A 19,693-nucleotide genomic window follows, 5' to 3' on the forward strand; every position below is an offset into this window, starting at 1 on the left:
TTATTCACGTCCGGCTTCTGCGGCCCAGGTTTCCTCTCAGGATTACACCAGATGGTTGCCCCAAGTAGCGAAAGCGGAAGCCGTTCGAATGCGGCTTATCCTCCGACGCTGGAAATGATGAGAAACTGAAAGCCAGACATACCCAAAATCGCGCCAATTATAGAGATTAAGGAAACCTATTTCCACCAGAAAGCAGAACGGCTTTGTGCCTGATCGTAAACCGAGCACGCCACAGATTTGGCAAAGAAAAACCCCGGCAACTTTCGTTACCGGGGTTTTAAGGGTAGTACACAACCGTTACGGCGTGTTTGGATCAGTCCCGTGCACGTTTCGGGAAGATCGGGTAAGTTACCCCTGCCATCTGGTTCACAACACGAACCACCTGGGCGCTGTAGCCGAACTCATTGTCGTACCACACGTACAGGATAAGGCGCTTGCCACCAGCGATGGTGGCCTGGGCATCGACGACACCGGCGTGGCGTGAGCCAACGAAGTCAGTGGAAACCACTTCCGGTGAGTTCACGAAATCGATCTGCTTCTGCAGCTCGGAGTGCAACGCCATATCGCGCAGATACTCGTTAACACCCTCTACGTCCACGTCCTTCTTCAGGTTCAGGTTCAGGATCGCCATGGACACGTTCGGGGTCGGAACCCGGATCGCGTTGCCGGTCAGCTTGCCTTTCAGCTCCGGCAGCGCCTTGGCAACGGCCTTGGCAGCACCGGTCTCGGTGATAACCATGTTCAGGGGCGCACTGCGACCACGACGGCTACCTTTGTGGTAGTTGTCGATCAGGTTCTGGTCGTTGGTGTAGGAGTGAACGGTTTCAACGTGGCCGTCTTCAATGCCGTACTCGTCATCAATCGCCTTCAGTACCGGAGTAATGGCGTTGGTGGTACAGGAGGCGGCTGACAGGATCTTGTCGTCTTCGGTGATCCAGTCGTTGTTGATGCCATAAACGATGTTCTTGATGTCGCCCTTACCCGGTGCTGTCAGGATAACGCGGCTAACGCCCTTGGACTTCAGGTGCAGACCCAGGCCTTCCTCATCGCGCCACTTACCAGTGTTGTCCACCACGATGGCGTTGTTGATGCCGTAATCGGTGTAATCCACCTTGTCCGGACCATCGGAGTAGATCACCTTGATGAAGTTGCCGTTAGCGATCAGGGCGGAGTTCTCTTCATCCACGGTGATGGTGCCGTCAAACGGACCGTGCACGGAGTCACGACGCAGCAGGCTGGCACGCTTTTCCAGGTCGTTTTCAGCACCGCCGTTACGGACAACGATAGCGCGCAGGCGGAGGTTGTTACCGCCGCCGGCTTTCTCGATCATGATCCGGGCCAGCAGCCGGCCGATACGACCGAAGCCGTAAAGTACAACGTCTTTGGTGTCGTTGTTGGCTTCTTCTTCTGACTGGGCAGCGTACTGACCAACAATCTGGCCGATTTCGCGCGTCAGGAATTCATTCAGATCACCGCCGGCTTCCTTGAATTTAACGGCCAACTTGCCGATATCAATGTGCGCGCGGCCCAGCTCCATAGAGTCCATGGCCTGCAGGATCGGCAGTGTGTCATGAACAGACAGTTCGCTGTCTTCCACCTGGCGAACAAACCGGTGGGCACGGATGATGTCGATCACCGACTGGTTGATGATGGCACGACCGTACACGGACGTGACCACATTGTTCTTGCGGTAGAGACGGCCGATCAGCGGAATCATGGCTTCCGCGGTGGACTCTCTTTCCGTCCAGTTAGACAGGTGCTGATTGATCTGTTCGTGGCTCACAGTTGGGACCTCTGGTTAGCACTGGTAAGAAATTGCGGCGCACATTATCCAATTTAAACGCGCCCACGGCAAATACAGTCAGTTCATGATTTCGTAAACACCCGGCCATAACCATGACACCCGCAGGTGCGAGCGGTAGAATACGCGCCTCGCCGTCTCCCGGTCACCCACAGCAGGAGAACAAGACTGCCCATGAGTAAAGGTGCATCCACACCCCGAACGCCCCTTTCGCTGATCGCCCCGGCTTTTCCGGAAAAAAAGGCTGATCACCGCACCTGGGGCCAACTCCATGGCAGCAGCGATGCCCTGGCTATTTGCGAGAGCGCACGAGTCCACCACGGCCTGACCCTGGTGATTACCCGCAGCACCAGTGATGCCATTCGCCTGGAACAGGCCATGCGCTTTTTCCTGGGACTGCCGGCAGATGAAGACGGCGCCGCCATTACCGACGACGGCCTGGAACTGCTGTCACTGCCGGACTGGGAAACCCTGCCCTACGATCTGTTCTCGCCACACCAGGACATTACGTCCCGGCGTATCCGCACCCTGCACCGGCTGCCCTCCACCCGCCACGGCGTGCTGGTTGTGCCGGCGCGAACCTTGATGCACCGGTTGCCGCCAGCGGACTACCTGCAGGGCAACACCCTGCTACTGGAAGTGGGCCAGTCGCTGGACATCGATACCTGGCGCATGCAGCTGGATTCAGCCGGCTACCGGCACGCGGAGAATGTGTATGAGCATGGCGAGTACGCGGTACGGGGTGCGATTCTGGATATTTTCCCGATGGGCTCCAACCTGCCCTACCGGATCGACCTGTTTGACGATGAAATAGAAACCCTGCGCACCTTCGATCCGGAAACCCAGCGCTCCATTGACCGGATCGAGCGCATTGAACTGTTACCGGCGTTCGAATTCCCCTGGCACAAAGAGGCGCGCTCCGGTTTCCGAGGCCGCTGGTTCGAGCAATTCCCCGACGCCGACAAAGACGCACCTATCTATAAGGACGTCACTCACGCCATCACGCCACCGGGCATTGAGTACTACCTGCCGCTGTTTTTCGATCACACCGCCACCCTGTTCGATTACCTGCCGGGCCAGACTCAGGTCTTTACTGCCGAAGGCCTGAACGAGGCGGTCAGCCTGTTCGATTCGGAAACCCGCAATCGTTATGAAGACCGCCGACACGACCGGCTGCGCCCTATTCTGCCGCCAACCCGGCTATTCCTGCAGACCGATGAACTCTTTGGCCACCTGAAAGACTTTCCGCGGGTAACCACCCAGGCCGAGGAAGCCTCCGGCTCCGGCGCAGTGAATTGCCCGGCGGAAAGCCTGCCGGACATTGCCATGGACGGCCGCGCTGCCGACCCGGCGGGCCGGCTCAAGCGGTTCCTCAATGAATTCACTGGCCGTGTGCTGATCTGTGCGGAATCCTCCGGTCGCCGGGAAGCCCTGATCGAGAACCTGGGCGAACAATCCCTGAAGCTGAAAACCCAGGACGGCTGGCAAGCCTTCCTGGACGACAACAAGTGCACACTCGGCATCACCATCGCGCCGATGGAACAGGGCCTGGCCCTGCCGGAACAACAGATTGCCCTGGTTACCGAGACTGCTCTGTTTGGCGAGCGGGTACTGCAGCGTCGGCGCCGCCAGAAGCCAACCGAAACCGACGATGCTGGCTACCGCGACCTTTCCGAACTGCGTATTGGCGCGCCAGTCGTGCACATTGACCACGGCGTGGGCCGCTACAAAGGCCTGGAGACTATCGACGCCGGGGGCGAATCGAACGAATTCCTGATGCTGGAATACGCCGGCGGCTCCAAACTCTATGTGCCGGTCTCCAGCCTGCACCTGATCTCACGTTACGCCGGCAACGACAGCGACCACGCGCCCCTGCACAAACTGGGCACCGAGCGCTGGAGCCAGGCCAAACAGAAGGCCCTGGAGAAAATCCGGGATACTGCGGCCGAGCTGCTGGATGTCTACGCCCGCCGCGAGGCGCGCAAGGGCTTTATCTTCGATAACCCGAAAGAGGCCTACCGATCCTTCGCCGCAGGTTTCCCGTTTGAGGAAACCCCGGACCAGGAAGTGGCCATTCAGGCGGTGATCGAGGACATGACCGGCGAGCGCCCGATGGATCGGCTGGTGTGCGGCGATGTCGGCTTCGGTAAAACCGAGGTGGCCATGCGCGCCGCCTTCATGGCGACCTATTCCGGCAAACAGGTAGCAGTACTGGTACCCACTACCCTGCTTGCACAACAGCACTATGAATCTTTCCGGGACCGGTTCTCGGATACCGCGGTTAACGTGGAACTGCTCAGCCGTTTCCGCAGCGGCAGCCAGACCAGTAAAGCTCTGGACGCCATCGAGACCGGAAAGGCCGACATCGTAATCGGCACCCACAAGCTGCTTCAGGGCGATATCAAGTTCAAGAATCTGGGCCTGGTGATCATTGATGAGGAGCACCGGTTCGGGGTTCAGCAGAAGGAGAGATTCAAGGCTCTGCGGGCAGAAGTGGACATGCTGACCCTGACCGCGACGCCGATCCCGCGAACCTTGAACATGGCCATGGGCCACCTGCGTGATCTGTCGATCATCGCCACGCCACCGGCCCGGCGGCTTTCGGTAAAGACCTTCGTGCGCCAGCGCGACGACGCCATGGTAAAGGAAGCGATCCTGCGGGAAATCCTCCGGGGTGGCCAGGTGTACTTCCTGCACAACGACGTCGCCAGCATTGAAAAAGCCGCCGAGGACCTGCGCCAGCTCATTCCTGAGGCCCGCGTGGGCGTCGCCCATGGCCAGATGCGTGAGCGCGAGCTGGAACAGATCATGTCGGACTTCTACCACAAGCGTTTCAATGTGCTGGTGTGCAGTACCATCATCGAAACCGGTATCGACATCCCCAGCGCCAACACCATTATTATCGAGCGGGCCGACAAGTTTGGCCTGGCCCAGCTGCACCAGCTGCGTGGGCGGGTTGGTCGTTCGCACCACCAGGCCTACGCCTACCTGCTGACACCGCCACCGCGCTCGATCAGCGCAGACGCCAAGAAGCGTCTGGACGCCATCTCAGAATCCCAGGATCTGGGCGCCGGCTTCATGCTCGCCACCCACGATCTGGAGATCCGGGGCGCCGGCGAGCTGTTGGGCGAGGAACAGAGCGGCCAGATCGAGAGCATCGGCTTTACCCTGTACATGCAGCTGCTTGATGAAGCGGTGGAAGCCATTCGCGAAGGCCGCACGCCCAACGCCGATCTGCCCCTCAGCCACGGCACCGAAATGAACCTGCGGATTCCGGCGCTGATCCCGGACGATTACCTGCCGGATGTTCATAACCGCCTGATGCTGTACAAACGCATTGCCAGCGTGAGCAGCAAGGCTGAATTAAAAGAACTTCAGGTTGAGATGATCGACCGCTTCGGATTATTACCGGAGCCGGCAAAGAACCTGGTTCGGCAAACCGAACTTCGGCTGCACGCGGAAGCCCTGGGCATTGTCCAGATCGACGCTGGCAAGGAATGGACCCGACTGGAATTTGGCAGCTCGACACCGGTTGATCCGCTGGTGCTGGTTAAAAAGGTGCAATCCGCGCCGGACCAGTATCGACTCGAGGGTGCCAACAGCTTCCGTTTTCGGCTGAAGGACGCGTCGACCGGTGGTAAACTCGACGGCATTTCCAACATGCTGGGCGAACTGGGGCCGGAAAAAGCGACCGCCAGCGCCTGATGAAAGCCCGATTCACACATGGAGTAATACCCTTGCAGATTGATGGTAATCGTGGCGGCCGATGGACGGCACGCACTGTATGGACAGCGCTGCTGCTGACATTGTCACTGACCACACAGGCTCAGGATTCGGGCGCCAATGGCCAGCCCATTCCGGATAACTATTACCGTGCGGAGTTGGTGATTCTTGAGCGGATCATTGAACCCGAAGCGGTCAATGAGCAGATGGCGAACCGGAAGGTTGAACCCACGCTGGAGTCAGGTGAGATCCTGAAGACGGTCGACCGGGGCGGCGTGACAGAAACCACCCTCGACCTTGCCCCGCGCGGCGAATTGCATCTGAACGGTGCGGTACAGCGACTTGAGCGCAGCGGGCGCTATCGGGTGCTGGTCGCCGCAGGCTGGTACGAGGCTTTCCCTCCGGGCTACGAAGGCGCACCTCTGCGGGTTGCCGTGGGCGACTGGCTTTCCGGTGGCGACACCCGTGAGATTGAAGGCAATATTACAATTGATCGCCAGCGTTACCTGCACGTTGACGTAAATCTGAATCACTGGCAGCAAGTGGAAGGCGCGATGGCAGCAGCCGTACCAGCGGAACAAGGCCAGAGCGATACCGCCACTGCCGACCTGGGCGGCGCCGGAAATCCGGATGCCGAGGCCAATGAACTCACGGCGCAGCCCACCGGCCTTGAGGCTCAGCAGGCTCCTGCGGCAGCACCGCTGGAGCTACTGACCTGGATTCGTGAAAACCGGAGAATGCGCAGCGAGGAAATTCACTTCCTGGACTCGCCGACGATCGGCGTGCTGGTATTCTTCAAGAAGATTGAGGCTTCGGAGTAAGACCGCCGAGGCCGGCCATCGACACTTCCAGCATGCCCTTCACTCCGGACATGCCCTTGTCGATGGCCTCATGGATCTCTTCCATGGAAATGATGTGGTCCGACTTACCCGCGGCCCAGTTCACTACCAGCCCCAGGCAGACATAGCGCATGCCCAGTTCAGCGGCTAAAACGGCCTCGGGCATGCCCGTCATCCCCACAAGATCACAACCATCCCGCTCCATGCGAGCGATCTCAGCGGCGGTTTCCAGCCGCGGCCCCTGGGTTGCTCCGTAGACACCAAAATCGGAACACGGCGTGCCCTGCGCGCGGGCCGCGTCGATCAGGATCCTACGAGCCTCTTCATCGTACGGCCAGGTGAAATCAATGTGGGTCACTTCATCCAGCTCACCCTCAAAGAAGGTGCTGGGGCGGCCCCAGGTGTAATCGATGATCTGATCGGGCACGACAATGTGGGCAGGCCCCATCTCTGAATGAATGCCACCCACGGCGTTCACCCCAACCACAGTGCGAACACCGGCATCGTAAAGCGCGCGCAGGTTCGCCCGGTAGTTCACTTGATGCGGCGGAATCCGGTGCGGGTTGCCGTGGCGGGACAGGAACACCACTTCCTGCTCACCCAGCCGACCGTCAACCAGCGGCCCTGATGGCGCGCCCCAGGATGTTTCCAGCGCTCGTTCGCCGGTGATTTCCAGGCCTGACAAGGTAGTCAGGCCGGTACCACCGATGATACCGACGGGGCTGCGTCCAGCCGTTGCGCTCATTCGCCTTCTCCTTCAGCTTCGGCATCGCCGTAGCGGGTCGATTGACCGGACTCGCTGGCAGTAGTTTTGGACTTACGATGGTCCGCCGCTTCGGATTCGTCTGACTGGTCTGAGTCATCCTTCTTGCCGGCCTTGCCGTTGGCCAACCGAACACCCTCTGGCAGGTGCAAGGTGCGAGTCGGGAAGGCAACTTCAGCGCCGTAACCCTCAATGATATTGCTGATCTGCAACAGCACGTCCTGCTTCACCTCATGGAACTCTACCCACTTGGTGGTCTTGGTGAACGTGTACACCATGATATCCAGGGAGGAGGCGTTAAAGGCAACAAAGTTTACGATCAGGGTTTGATCCTGATCGATCTCCTCGTGGTTCTCCAGCATCGAACGGATGTCGCCGACGATATCGCCCATCTGACTGACATCGGCGTAGCGAATACCGATGGTTTCGCTGATCCGACGGTTCCGCATCCGGGACGGGTTCTCAACGGCTATGGTGGTGAAGGCCGCATTGGGGACATAAAGTGGGCGAAGATCAAAGGTTCTCAGAGTGGTCAGGCGCCAGCCGATGTGTTCAACCACCCCTTCTATATCGCGATCAGGCGAACGCACCCAGTCACCGACCTTGAACGGACGGTCGAGATGGATGATGAAGCCACCAAAGAAGTTGGCCAGGAGATCCTTGGCGGCAAAGCCGACGGCAATACCACCGACACCACCAAACGCCAGCACACCGGAAATACTGTAGCCGAGAGACTGCATGGCAATCAGCACAGCGGTAATGATGACCACCGCCCGGGAGAGCTTACTCACCGCGTTCACGGTGGTGTAGTCCATGGGCGTCTTCATCTTCATAGGCGAGACCAAAATCTTCTCGCTTTGCTTAATCAGACGCAGCAGCGACCACACCAGAATCCAGATAAAGCCCATCTTCAGGACGGTTTCGTTGGCCTCGAAGATCGTAGCATCGGAATATTTGTGGGCCACTTCCGCCGCCCAGTAAACGCCCTGCAGCCAGACAAAGCCAACGAGGGGCTTGCGGGCTGCGTGCAAAAGGGCGTCGTCCCACAGGTTCCGGGTATTGCTGAATTTACGCTCAAGCGCACCTATGAAATAGCTGGCCAGGTAAGCGACTGTCGCGGTGCCGAATACCAGGGCGAAGACGACAAGGCCTACCCGCCACTCCTGGGGCAGCAAATCAAAACTTTCGATCCAGCCATCCACCATGGCAGTTGCTTTTTCGATCATCGATTTCCTCGGACCAATCGGAGTTAGTAGATAGAGACGGCAATACCGGTGCTGACCCGGTTGAACAGGTCAATCACATCGTCGTTGCGCATACGAACGCAGCCATGGGAAAGCGGCACGCCCATGGGCTCTGTGTCAGGTGTGCCGTGAATGTATATGAAGCGGCGAAAAGTATCGACCCCGGGACCCCGGTTTTTGCCGGTTTCGCGGCCACAAAGCCAGAGAATGCGGGTTAGTATCCAATCGCGGGCGGGGTGCTGGGCGGCAAGTTCGGGGGAGTGGATTTCGCCGGTGGGCCGACGGCCACGATAGACAGTGTACATGGGCTGGCCATCGCCGATCATGGCGCGGACATAATGGCTGCCCCGTGGCGTGCAGCCGCTGCCGTCCTGCTCTCCGGGCCCATTAAGGGCGGTTGAAATCGGGTATTCGGCCAGTATCGAGCCATTGCCATCAACCAGAGTCAGACACTGGTGCTCAAGACTGATGTGGATGTTCTGGTCAGAACTGCTGTCGTTACTCAAGCCGGTTAAGCTCCCTTGGGGCTGGTGCCAAGTCGAAGCCTAACCGAGAGCGCTAATCTCAGGCAACCGGCGCCTGGGCGTCGGGGAGCGGAATCAGCATCTTGTCTTCCGCCTGCATACCGGCGGCAAGGAAGGGCACCAGGCGCGCGGCGATTTCCTGGATGGTGGTTTCAACACCCAGTTTGTTCTGCAGGATATCGCGCAGGGCATCGCTGCTGGACATGGTGAACGCGGTCGCCCCCAGCATGAACTGAATACGCCAGTAGCGATCAACCGATGACAACTGGGGAGTCGCTTCCTTGAGCAGGCGCATGAAACGGCTGAACGGATCGCCGTATTCCTGCTCCAGGAACTTACGCAAATGGCCCTGGGATTGGGTATAGGCAAGACCCAGCAGGCGCATGAAGATGGAAATACCCTTCTCATTGCGCTGGGGCATTCGCACGGCGCTTTCTGTCAGCGCCCACAGTGTTTGGTTCAGCGTTGGCGGCTTGCCGTCACAGCGCTCTTCCAATTCATCAAAGGCCGTTTCCAGTGTGGCGGAGAACGGCGTGAGGAATCGGGCGAACACAGCGTGGATCAGCGCGTTCTTGGAACCAAAGTGGTAATTGACAGCGGCCAGATTTACTTTAGCCTTACTGGTAATCATTCGGAGCGAGGTTTCCGAAAAACCACGTTCGGCAAACAGCTCTTCCGCTGCATCAAGAATCCGATCTACCGTATCAGACTGCGCCATTTTATTTTCAAAGCCTCTAGCAAACGTCTGTTTGAAACATACGTTTGAAGGGCCGAGCTGTCAAGTTCTGGGCTCTGGCTCCGCCGCTACACCCTGCCAGCCCCGATCGATAGCCCGCCGATTACCCTCAAAAAAGGCGGCCTGCACCCGCGCATAGGCTTTCTCAGCTTCCAGCAGATATATCAGATACAGCCGCACGTGCTCGCGGCGAGCTAGATGGCGAGGCAGTATCCGCCGCTCTGAAAGCCTGAGCAGCGAACTGAAACGAGTATTCTTCAAGGCAATATTAAAGTCGGCCATTCGCGCGCACTGCCAGATCAACCCTTCGTTGCCCTCAAGATGGGCGGCGTAAGCGCGGGCCTCGCGCAGCAGGCGCTGGCGCTTCATGATGACATCGAGGTAGGAAGGACTGGACGTGTAGATGCGCCGTACCGCAGGAATCCCCAGCATCAGGATGATCATGAATGCACCAAAACCGGTACCCGCCACCCAGGCCGGTACAAACCCGGTCAGGCCGCTGACAAACACCACGGCAGCGGCAAAGGCGCTGAACAACCAGAGGTCACGATTGCGACGCGCGGTCGCCAGGGTGTAGTCGTCTGGCCAATCGCTCATGGCCAGGCGATTGAAATCCAGCAGCAGAACCCGATCACATTGGCGCAAGATCAGCCGAAGCTCGCGTTGCTTGAATTGCGCCCTGGCCTGCTCAGATTCGCTCGGGGCTGACTCCTGCTCTTCTGCCTCTCCCTCTTCTTTCTCAACAGCGGGCGTCGATTCCGGGGCCTCGGCGGCTTCGGAAAGCCCCACGGGCGCCTTCGGGTCGCCCACAGCTTCCGCTCCCGGCGCTGGTGCCGGAGCAGGAGAGGTCGACGGCGGAGGATTTACAGTCGGCCCAGACTGAGGCTGCGCCACCGACGGAAGCGGGTCAGCGGCACGCCCCTGGCGCAGCACCGCACCTTGGGTCGGGTCGGTCTTTGGCGACGCTGTCCGCTGATTTTCAGCCATGTTTTAGGTTCCGGAACGGGCAGTGAATCGATATTAATCAGACTACGTAATACAGGTATCGACCGGGTAGCGACTATCTTGAGCTTAAGCTTGATCTAAGAAAGCCTACGTGACCACCGGGCCAACTTGGCATCGGCCGACTCCACCGCTATCCTTGGCGCCCTGCCGCAACCGCATCCGAGTCTTTTCCAAGAGGTCTGGCTATGTTCACAGGTATTGTTCAAGGCATTGCAACTGTCCAAGAGGTAACCGCAGCACCCGGGTTAAGCACCCTGGTCATTCGCCTGCCCGACAACAAGGCGGCCGGCATCACTATTGGTGCCTCGGTGGCCATCAATGGCACCTGCCTGACCGTCACCCGCCAGGAAGACAACGACCTGTACTTCGATGCCATGCAGGAAACATTGCAATGCACCACCCTGGGTGATCTTCGGCCGGGACACGAGATCAACTTTGAGAGGGCAGCGCGCATTGGCGACGAGATTGGAGGGCATTTACTGTCTGGCCACATTCACACCACGGCCACCATCCCCAAGATCGTGAAAACCGAAAACAATGTGACGCTGTGGTTTGAAGTTCCAGAGGCCTGGACCAAGTACATCTTCACCAAAGGCTATATCGCCATCAACGGCGCCAGCCTGACCATTGGTGAGGTGGAGGGCAATCGCTTCAATGTGCACCTGATTCCGGAAACCCTTCGGGCCACTACCTTTGGCACCGCCAGCGAAGGCCAGCGCGTTAACATTGAGATCGACAGCCAGACCCAGACCATCGTGGATACCCTGGCCCATCTCGGCTACGACCAGCCGCCCAAGGCGCAGTAACCGGGCACCACTGCCCTACCTCAAACGCTCATACCTCAGCGCTGACTGGCCTCAAGGACCACAAACTTGGGGTTGGCGTCGAGCTGACGAACGGCGGAGAAGAATTTCCGCAGACTGCGGTGATAGCCGAGGTGGCGATTACCAACGATCAGCAGCGAACCGCCCGGTGCCAGGTGCCGGGCCGCAGCCTTGAACAGACGAAGGGCGATGTGATCGCCCACCACCCCACCTTCATGAAACGGCGGATTAAGCAGAATCAAATCGAATTGCCCAGCGGAACCGTCGATGCCATCGGCGTGATCGAAGCGGGCCCGACTTTCCGGAAACAGCCGAGACACATTATCCCGAGCACTGAACACCGCTTGGCTGGAAACATCCGCAAAGGTCATATCCAGATCCGGCCGCTGCTCCAGAGCCACCAGCCCCACAACGCCATTGCCACACGCCAGATCCAGAACCCGGGTACGGGCCGCCAGCTCAGACACAGCGATTTTCACATGAGACAAAAACAGGCGGGTGCCGATGTCCAGCTTTTCCCGGGCAAACACGGCAGGCATGGCGCCTACCCGTAGCGGGCTCCCGTCTACGTCATAGCTTTTCCAGCTACCGGACCAACTATCGAGATCAGCAGTGCCCCGGCGACACACCACTACCCGGGCCTTCTTGCGAGCAGGCAGGACAGCCTCGGTCGGCACGGCCTGAGCAAAAACCTCCACACCACGGTCCGGCAGGTGCTTGATCATCCCGCCCGCCAGCAACAGGCCGTCTTCAGCCAGCACACCATTGATCCAACGCAGCAGCCAGGCCAGGTATTCCGCCTGGCGCGGCACTCTCAGAATAACGACGTCGTACTCGCCTTGCGGCGGGTTCAGCCAACTGAATACCGCTGACGGTGCGTCGACGGCAGAATTCAGGCCAGCATTGTGCGCCACTGCCGCAGGCAAGGTTGCACTGTCGGCCACCACGGCCGGGTTGAAGGCGCGCAACCCCAGGGTCAGCGCACCGAATTGGTCATCAATAATGAGTACCCGAGAAGACGGCAGCATGGCCAGGCGCTGGTGCGCCTCAGCCAGCAGCAACTCGTCGGCCGCATCCCACGCTCGCAGCGAGGCCTCACCGCCACCGGGACGGGATAGGGTCAGGGCGCCGTCCGGCGTGTCCATCACTGCAGTGATCATATTGGCTTCCAAAAGGGGGATTTATCACAAAAGCGCTATTTTAGGCTGTTTATTCTAGAAATTAAGCCTAAGTTAAGGGGTGTTCACGCATTATTCTTTTTCCGGTTGGCTCCGTTGTTGTGGACGCAAACCCTTTGCCCCTCACCCCAGGGGCTTTTTTTTGCCTGGCGTTTACCCTCAGATCGTCGCTGGCACTCAACGACGGGTAGCGCGGTACACCGTGAAGCGGCGATCTTCGGTCAGGCGCTCTACCGGCCCCACGAAGCGTTTAATCAGGTTTTCATAGGGCAGGAAGCTATTGGCCACAAGCCTCAGCTCACCCCGGGTTTTGAGATGGCGGGCCACGGAGCGAAGGAAATCTTCAGTCATCGAAATGTCGGTTTTGACACCCGCGTGGAAAGGCGGGTTGGTCACGATCGCCGGCCAGACGCCCTCGACCCCGGCCAGACCATCCGAGGCGATGATCTCGCCGGTTGCCCCTGCCCGCTCGTAGGTGGAACGGGCACACATTACCGCCTGAGATTGCACGTCTAGCCCATCCACCGGTGCCACCGGCCGGCCTTGATCCCGTTGCCAGGTTTGGTGCCAGGAACCGATCACACCTGCGCCACAGGCGAAGTCCAGAACCCGATTGGCTTTCAGAGGCGTACTGACCAGAGTGTCCAGCAACATAGACGTGCCAGCATCCAACTCGCCCTGACTGAAAATACCGGGCAAGCCACAGACATCAACAGCACTACCGGCATTGGTTATCGAGTGCCATTCCATCCAGTCTGCAACGTCAAAGCGCGACAGGGGCGCCAGGCCAATGGCCACCCAAACCTGGCAATGCCGGGCACTATCAACCTTGGCTGCCTCCGGATCGATGCTCTTGAGCTGCTTCACCGCCCCGGAAATGCCTTCCTTCTTCTCACCGATCAGTATCAAGGCAGCATCCGGTGCCGCTATCCAGCGCGCCAGTGCTAATCTGAGGTCAAGCTCGGCCCGGGCCTTGGGCAGGAACACCACAACCGTGTCGAAGCTGGACTCAGTCAGCGCGGGATTGTCATAGCCAAAACACACCTGCCAGTTTGGCGGCCCTGCCAGCTCCTCGGCGTAGCCCGCATGCTCGCTCATTGCCAAGCCACCGGAAGGCAGTTCTGGCAGCAAGGCGCCGGAGCTCGCCCCCAGCAAGGCCACACGACCTTTCAGCAGGGAACGATTTCGAAGCAGGGCTTCATGGGATTTTGGCATTTCGGACATCGGCAGGGGGACCCCGTTACTGGTTCTGGAAACGGGCTACTCTAACTGGAATCGGCCCGCAAGTCCCGCCAGAACTGGCGTACCTTGCGGGCCGATGCGACTACTTGGCGTCAGGCCTTTTCCTGGCGTCCAGACCGAACCGGCCTTGCCGCCAGCTCTTCGATAGCTCGGCTCTTGACCGGCTCGCGCTCGTCGTTGCTGGAAATGGAAAGCCCCATATCCCGCAGAACGCCATCATGGAGTGCGTAAACAAAGCCATGCACCGTCAGAGGCTGACCGCGCTTCCAGGCATCCTGAACGATGCTGTTTTGGGTCACATGATCAACCTGTTCAACCACGTTAAGCTCGCACAGCCGGTCCACCCTATCCTGAACGTCGGTGACCTTATCAAGGATAGGCTGATGGAGGTCACGCACGTCCTGGATATGACGCAGCCAGTTGGTGATCAGACCGGAACCTTCGTTCAGCAGCGCCGCACGTACACCGCCACAGCCATAATGGCCGACCACCATGATGTGCTTGACCTTCAACACCTCGACCGCAAACTGTAGCACCGACAAGCAGTTGAAATCAGTGTGCACCACCACGTTGGCAACGTTCCGGTGCACAAACAATTCCCCTGGCATCAGATCAACAATCTGGTTCGCCGGCACTCGGCTGTCCGCACAGCCGATCCATAAGTACTCCGGCGCCTGCTGGCTGGACAGGCGGTCGAAGAACTGCGGATCTTCCGCTTTAATCCCGGCCGCCCAGGCCTGATTTTTCTCTAGTAGACGGTCAAGCTGACCCATCGACACTCTCCCTCTTAAGCTATAGGCCCTTTAAATTGAAAGGCATCTGGTTTGCCAAAGCAATACTCAAGTGGTGGCACTTGCTGTTGCGGCTGCCGGTTGTATCCCGTTCGCACTGCCACTCTCGGTTTCACTGTCAGCCTCAAGCTGACCCGAGTGCATGGTGCTCTGGGCCAGATCCAGAAGCTCCCGCAGGGCCACGGAGAACATGGCGTATTCCGGCTCACGCACGCTCTTCAGCTCCGCCAGCATGGATTTCCAGCGTTTGATCATTCCAACATGGCGCGCCAGCCAGGCATCGACACAGTCCGGCACGTCTTCTGGCTTGCCTGCCAACCTCAGTACCCCAGTCGTAAGCGCCCGCTGCTGCCACTCCAGATCCTCCCGGAAACTTTCCCGGGCCAGGGCCTGCCAATGCGAGGCCGGTGCCAGTGAGGCAATGGCCCGGGCAAACCAGTTCAGATCCAGCTTGTCACCCAGCTCATAGTAGAGATTGGCAACTGTTTTCAGCGGCATGCCGGACGCTTCCTGAGCCTCGATAATGCCCAGGGATGAGTACAGGTAGTCGGTCCCCGACACCACCGATGCCAGCTCTGCCGGCAGACCGGCCTCAACCAGTCCTTCGTGGCGTTTCTGCCAGGCCGTGCGCGCGTGGTCACCGAGGTAATCCGGCAGGCTGGCCGTGATGGCCCAGACGCTGTCAGCGAAGCGCTCGATGTGGTTTTGGATACTGAGTTCGGCCCGACGATTGCGCAACAACCACCGTACTGAACGACGCATCAGCCGCATCAGGTCCTGCATCAGCTCCATCTGCAGCTGCGCCGGTACGTTGAAATCCTGATCCTCAATCTTGTCCCACCAGTTATCGATGCGGAACACATCACGGGCGATGATCCAGGCCAGGGCAATGGATGCCGCGTCAGCACCGGTGGACTGATTCAGCCGTTCAACAAAGGTGATCCCCATGTGATTGACCATGTCGTTGGCAATCTGGGTAGCGATAATTTCACGCCGCAGCTGGTGCTCGCCCAGCTCCTTGGAGAATTTCTGGGTCAACCCGCGCGGAAACACCTTGTACATCTCACCGGCCAGCAACGGCTCATCCGGCAGCGAGCTGTTGATCAGTGTCTGCTTCAGATCGCCTTTCACGTAGGAGATCAGCACCGACAGCTCCGGACGAGTCAGGCCCTTCTTGTCGAGCTTGCGCTCCGACAGGGTTTCATCGTCGGGCAGGAATTCCAGCGACCGGTTGAGTTTGCCTTCGCTCTCCATGGTGTTCATCAGCCGACGGTATTCCTCGAGCCGGATGGCAGCGTCCTCGCTGGCAATACTGATGGCCTGGGTCTGCCGGTAGTTGTTCTTCAACACCAGGTCGGCAACGTCATCGGTCATTTCTTCCAGCATAACGTTGCGCTGCTTGCCGGTCAGATCGCCCACGGCGACGGCCTGGTTCAGCAGGATTTTCATATTCACTTCGTGGTCCGAACAGTCAACGCCACCGGAGTTATCGATGAAGTCGGTGTTCATGCGTCCGCCCCGAAGTGCGAACTCAATCCGTCCGAGCTGGGTGAGACCGAGGTTACCGCCCTCGCCCACCACCTTGCAGCGCAGCTCGGACCCGTTAACCCGCAGACCATCGTTGGCCTTGTCGCCAACGTCGCTATGGGACTCGCCCGCGGACTTCACATAGGTGCCAATGCCGCCAACCCAGAGCAGATCTACCTGAGCCTTGAGGATGTGGGAAATCAGCATGTTCGGAGGTACCCGATCAGACTTGATACCCAGCAGCTTCTTCATTTCCGCACTGACCGGAATGGACTTGGCGTTGCGACTGAACACGCCACCGCCCTTGGAGATCAGCTTGGTGTCGTAATCGGTCCAGGCCGAACGGGGCAGCTCAAACAGCCGCTTACGCTCCTTGAAGCTCTTGTCCGGATCCGGTGTCGGATCGATGAAGATATGAATATGGTTGAAGGCTGCCACCAACTTGGTCTTTTCAGAACAGAGCATGCCGTTGCCAAACACATCGCCGCCCATGTCGCCGATGCCGATGGCGGTGAACTCATCCAGGGCCGGGTTGATACCCATTTCCCGGAAGTGGCGCTCTACCGATACCCAGGCACCCCGGGCGGTAATACCCATCTTTTTGTGGTCGTATCCGTTACTGCCGCCGGAGGCGAAGGCATCGCCCATCCAGAAGCCATAATCGGCAGACAGGCCGTTGGCGATGTCCGAGAAGGTGGCGGTGCCCTTGTCAGCTGCCACAACCAGGTAGTGATCGTCTTCGTCGTGGCGCACCACCCGCTCGGGCGGCTGGATGCCGGCATCCACCAGATTGTCGGTGATATCCAGCAGGCCACGAATGAAGGTCTTGTAGGCTGCAATACCCTCGGCCTGGAAGGCCTCACGGTCGGACGGATCAGGCAGGCGCTTGGCGACAAAACCACCCTTGGCGCCCACCGGCACGATGACCGCATTCTTGACCTGTTGCGCCTTCACCAGGCCCAGGATCTCAGTGCGGTAGTCCTCGAACCGGTCAGACCAGCGCAGACCGCCACGGGCAACCTTTCCGCCACGCAGGTGCACACCTTCCACCCGCGGCGAGTAGACAAAGATCTCGAACATGGGCAATGGCAGCGGCACATCCGGAATGCGCGACGGATCAAACTTAACGCTGATGTACGGCTTGGGACCGCCATCCTCATCGTGCTGATAGAAGTTAGTGCGCAGGGTCGCCTGCATCAGCTCCATATACAGCCGCAGGACCCGGTCCTCACTGAGGTTATCAACCCCGTCCAGACCGGCGTTGAACTCAATCTCCAGTTTCTGCTGGGCCGCCTTGCTCTTGCCGTCGCTCTGGAAACGGTCCGGGTTGAAACGCACCTCGAAGTACTCGAGCAGCAGCCTGGCCAAATCCATATGGTTGACCAGCGTGTTGGAAATGAAGGTCTGACTGTTGGAGAACCTGATCTGGCGCATGTACCGGGCGAAGGTCCGCAACAGCGCAATCTCGCGCCAGCTCATGTACGAGGTCAGCAGCATTCGGTTGAAGGCGTCGTTTTCGGCATCGCCGTACCAGACCCGGCGGAACAGATCCTCGAAAATCGGGCGGATGCGATGGATATCCACCACGCGGCCAGTGTGGGCCTGCAGCGTGAAGTCGTGAATCCACACCGACTTGCCGTGACGGTCGGTGACTTCAAACGGATGCTCGCCCAGTACCCGGAAGCCCAGATTATCGAAAATCGGCATCACGTCGGACAACGGCAGTGGCTGATCCGGATAAAAGAGTTTGAAATGCAGGGTGCTTTCATCCTCTTCCAGGGCCCGGTAGAAGCTCATGGTCAAGTCACTGCGTTGGGCGGCGCCAGAGATGTGCTCCAGATCGATCGCGGCCCGGCGCGGCGAGAACATATCGGTGTAGCTGGCCGGGAAACCACCGGACCACAGCCGCGACAGCTCGTTGCCCTGCTCTTCGCCATAGGCTTCGCTCAAGGAATCGTAAAGACCATCACGCCAGGACTGCGCCATCTCGATGACTTTTTCACGAATCTCGGCAATGGGCAGCTGCCGGTTCTCCACCTGGGGTACCCGAATGGTGAACTGGACACGGGCCAGCACCGATTCGGAGAAGTGGGTGACAAATTCGATGTCTTCCGCTTCCAGTCGGTCCAACAGCACCTGCTCGACCTTTTGCCGCAGCTCGGTGTTGTAGATATCCCGGGGGAAGAACGCCAGACAGGTGACAAACTGGCCGTACACGTCTTCGCGCATGAACAGCTCGATGCGGCGGCGCTCCTGGATGTACAGGATGTTCTTCGCCACCTTCAACAGGTCCTTGCTTTCGATCTGGAACAGCTCGTCCCGGGGATAAACGGTGAGAATCTGGTCCAGCTCTTTGCCCGCGTAGTCGTCGCGCAGGAAACCCGAGCGCTTGATGACATTCTGGAATTTCCGGCGCAGCAGCGGGATTTCGTCCGGACGCTCGTTATACACACGGGAGGTATACAGGCCCAGGAAGCGGCGCTCGCCAACCACTTCACCCTTGCTGTTGAACTTCTTGACCGCGATGTAGTCCGGGTAGGCCGGACGGTGCACCCGTGAGCGCTGGGCGGATTTGGCAAAAATAAAGATATCGTCAGTGCGCGTCATTTCATGACGCGTACGCTGAGGCAACTCGTTCAGCCGAACCCGATCCGGACGCTCGTTATTAACTCGCAGGATGCCCAGCTCCGAGTTCTCGACCCGACGCACCACCATGCCGCTCTTGTCCTTGGCGAAGTCGTATTCGTCGTAGCCCAGGAACGTGAAGTGGTCCTGCATCAGCCAGTTCAGGAAAGCCCTTGCCTCCTCCTTCTGCTCATCATCGATGCCAGCGGCAGTAGTATCCAGCTCGTCCAGGATCTCGCGAACCTTGTTGGTGACAATCGGGAAATCGGAAACGGCGATGCGCACTTCGTGCAGCACCGTTTGCAGGGCTTCCTCTAACTCGTTCAGGTCGGCCGGATCGCTGTGGCGATCGATTTCCAGCACGATAAAGGCCTCGAACTGGGTATCTTTGTTGGAGCGCTTATTGGGCAGCAACTTGCTCAGCTTGCCGTCTTCAGTGCGTTCAACCTGCAGGATAGAGTGCTGAATGGAGTGGGTGCCGATCTCGCGCTGGTTGATGGCAATTCGCAGGGAATCGATCAGAAAGGGAATGTTCGGGTGCAGTATGAAAATGACCGTGTGGGTCGACTGCCAGCCATCGCTTTCGAGGTCAGGGTTGAACACCGATACAGGTGTTTCGTCGGCGGTCCGCTTCTGAAGAAACTGCCAGGCCGCGAGAACAGCACCGTAGGTGTCCGAAAATCGTCGACTGACCAGCTCCTCAAGAGGAATGTGAGCGTAATGCTGCTTCGCGAAATCGCAGATCTTTTTTGCCTCTGTCTTGGCAATTTTCTGAGCGAACGCATCAGCCAGTTGTTCAAAAAACTGATCCTTGCTGGCTACTGTCAGCGCATTCATGATCGACCTCGGTTAGTGTGAAGTAAACGTAATC

Annotated in this window: 13 protein-coding genes; 3 read left to right on the top strand and 10 right to left on the bottom strand. The window is 58.8% G+C overall.

Going from position 1 to position 19,693, the window contains the following annotated elements; all coding sequences use genetic code 11:
• Positions 1-313: 313 nt before the first annotated feature.
• Entirely contained in the window at positions 314-1,717 is a 1,404-nt protein-coding gene (locus QUE89_RS11135) for a glyceraldehyde-3-phosphate dehydrogenase (RefSeq protein ID WP_434784108.1), read from the bottom strand.
• Between the two features lie 258 nt (positions 1,718-1,975).
• On the opposite strand from QUE89_RS11135, the gene mfd reads away from it, so the two are divergent.
• Together mfd and QUE89_RS11145 are read left to right on the top strand one after the other, a co-directional pair.
• The gene (gene mfd / locus QUE89_RS11140) at positions 1,976-5,506 is read left to right on the top strand and encodes a transcription-repair coupling factor (protein ID WP_286220154.1); all 3,531 of its coding nucleotides are present in this window, start codon (positions 1,976-1,978) and stop codon (positions 5,504-5,506) included.
• Between the two features lie 32 nt (positions 5,507-5,538).
• A complete protein-coding gene (locus QUE89_RS11145) occupies positions 5,539-6,345 on the top strand; it encodes a CsiV family protein (RefSeq protein WP_286220155.1) in 807 nt (268 codons plus the stop codon).
• On the opposite strand, the gene QUE89_RS11150 is transcribed toward QUE89_RS11145, so the two are convergent.
• The 5 genes from QUE89_RS11150 to QUE89_RS11170 are packed head-to-tail and all read right to left on the bottom strand — an operon-like array spanning position 6,320 to position 10,617.
• Positions 6,320-7,108, bottom strand: coding sequence for an S-methyl-5'-thioinosine phosphorylase (locus QUE89_RS11150; RefSeq protein WP_286220156.1), 789 nt, complete (start codon positions 7,106-7,108; stop codon positions 6,320-6,322). The genes QUE89_RS11145 and QUE89_RS11150 overlap by 26 nt on opposite strands.
• Positions 7,105-8,352: a mechanosensitive ion channel family protein gene (locus QUE89_RS11155; protein ID WP_286220157.1), complete on the bottom strand. Its 1,248-nt coding sequence runs from the start codon at positions 8,350-8,352 to the stop codon at positions 7,105-7,107. The genes QUE89_RS11150 and QUE89_RS11155 overlap by 4 nt, the downstream gene beginning before the upstream one ends.
• Before the next feature lie 23 nt (positions 8,353-8,375).
• Complete coding sequence (locus QUE89_RS11160) at positions 8,376-8,876, bottom strand: L,D-transpeptidase family protein (protein WP_434784070.1); 501 nt, start codon at positions 8,874-8,876, stop codon at positions 8,376-8,378.
• A 58-nt stretch (positions 8,877-8,934) separates the two neighbouring features.
• Positions 8,935-9,612 carry a TetR/AcrR family transcriptional regulator gene (locus tag QUE89_RS11165; RefSeq protein ID WP_286220158.1) on the bottom strand — a complete coding sequence of 226 codons (678 nt, stop codon included), beginning with the start codon at positions 9,610-9,612 and terminating at the stop codon, positions 8,935-8,937.
• 60 nt (positions 9,613-9,672) lie between these two features.
• On the bottom strand, positions 9,673-10,617 hold the full coding sequence (locus QUE89_RS11170) for a hypothetical protein (RefSeq protein WP_286220159.1): 945 nt from the start codon (positions 10,615-10,617) through the stop codon (positions 9,673-9,675).
• Between the two features lie 203 nt (positions 10,618-10,820).
• On the opposite strand from QUE89_RS11170, the gene QUE89_RS11175 reads away from it, so the two are divergent.
• Positions 10,821-11,441 carry a riboflavin synthase subunit alpha gene (locus tag QUE89_RS11175; protein WP_286220160.1) on the top strand — a complete coding sequence of 207 codons (621 nt, stop codon included), beginning with the start codon at positions 10,821-10,823 and terminating at the stop codon, positions 11,439-11,441.
• Between the two features lie 35 nt (positions 11,442-11,476).
• Here QUE89_RS11175 and QUE89_RS11180 read toward each other — a convergent pair whose 3' ends face one another.
• The 4 genes from QUE89_RS11180 to QUE89_RS11195 form a co-directional block, all read right to left on the bottom strand.
• A complete protein-coding gene (locus QUE89_RS11180; protein WP_286220161.1) occupies positions 11,477-12,619 on the bottom strand; it encodes a class I SAM-dependent methyltransferase in 1,143 nt (380 codons plus the stop codon).
• 195 nt (positions 12,620-12,814) lie between these two features.
• Positions 12,815-13,861 carry a class I SAM-dependent methyltransferase gene (locus tag QUE89_RS11185; RefSeq protein WP_286220162.1) on the bottom strand — a complete coding sequence of 349 codons (1,047 nt, stop codon included), beginning with the start codon at positions 13,859-13,861 and terminating at the stop codon, positions 12,815-12,817.
• 110 nt (positions 13,862-13,971) lie between these two features.
• Positions 13,972-14,652: a carbonate dehydratase gene (gene can / locus QUE89_RS11190; RefSeq protein WP_286220163.1), complete on the bottom strand. Its 681-nt coding sequence runs from the start codon at positions 14,650-14,652 to the stop codon at positions 13,972-13,974.
• A 66-nt stretch (positions 14,653-14,718) separates the two neighbouring features.
• A complete protein-coding gene (locus QUE89_RS11195; RefSeq protein WP_286220164.1) occupies positions 14,719-19,659 on the bottom strand; it encodes an NAD-glutamate dehydrogenase in 4,941 nt (1,646 codons plus the stop codon).
• Positions 19,660-19,693: the final 34 nt, after the last annotated feature.

Origin of the sequence: Marinobacter sp. LA51 (assembly GCF_030297175.1) — a bacterium.
GTDB classification, from domain to species: Bacteria; Pseudomonadota; Gammaproteobacteria; order Pseudomonadales; family Oleiphilaceae; genus Marinobacter; species Marinobacter apostichopi.

Coding starts and splice junctions, on each gene's coding strand:
- QUE89_RS11150 (WP_286220156.1), bottom strand. CDS start 7,108: ATGAGCGCAACGGCTGGACGCAGCCCCGTCGGTATCATCGGTGGTACC.
- QUE89_RS11155 (WP_286220157.1), bottom strand. CDS start 8,352: ATGATCGAAAAAGCAACTGCCATGGTGGATGGCTGGATCGAAAGTTTT.
- QUE89_RS11135 (WP_434784108.1), bottom strand. CDS start 1,717: ATGATTCCGCTGATCGGCCGTCTCTACCGCAAGAACAATGTGGTCACG.
- QUE89_RS11165 (WP_286220158.1), bottom strand. CDS start 9,612: ATGGCGCAGTCTGATACGGTAGATCGGATTCTTGATGCAGCGGAAGAG.
- can (WP_286220163.1), bottom strand. CDS start 14,652: ATGGGTCAGCTTGACCGTCTACTAGAGAAAAATCAGGCCTGGGCGGCC.
- QUE89_RS11175 (WP_286220160.1), top strand. CDS start 10,821: ATGTTCACAGGTATTGTTCAAGGCATTGCAACTGTCCAAGAGGTAACC.
- QUE89_RS11195 (WP_286220164.1), bottom strand. CDS start 19,659: ATGAATGCGCTGACAGTAGCCAGCAAGGATCAGTTTTTTGAACAACTG.
- QUE89_RS11170 (WP_286220159.1), bottom strand. CDS start 10,617: ATGGCTGAAAATCAGCGGACAGCGTCGCCAAAGACCGACCCGACCCAA.
- mfd (WP_286220154.1), top strand. CDS start 1,976: ATGAGTAAAGGTGCATCCACACCCCGAACGCCCCTTTCGCTGATCGCC.
- QUE89_RS11180 (WP_286220161.1), bottom strand. CDS start 12,619: ATGATCACTGCAGTGATGGACACGCCGGACGGCGCCCTGACCCTATCC.
- QUE89_RS11185 (WP_286220162.1), bottom strand. CDS start 13,861: ATGTCCGAAATGCCAAAATCCCATGAAGCCCTGCTTCGAAATCGTTCC.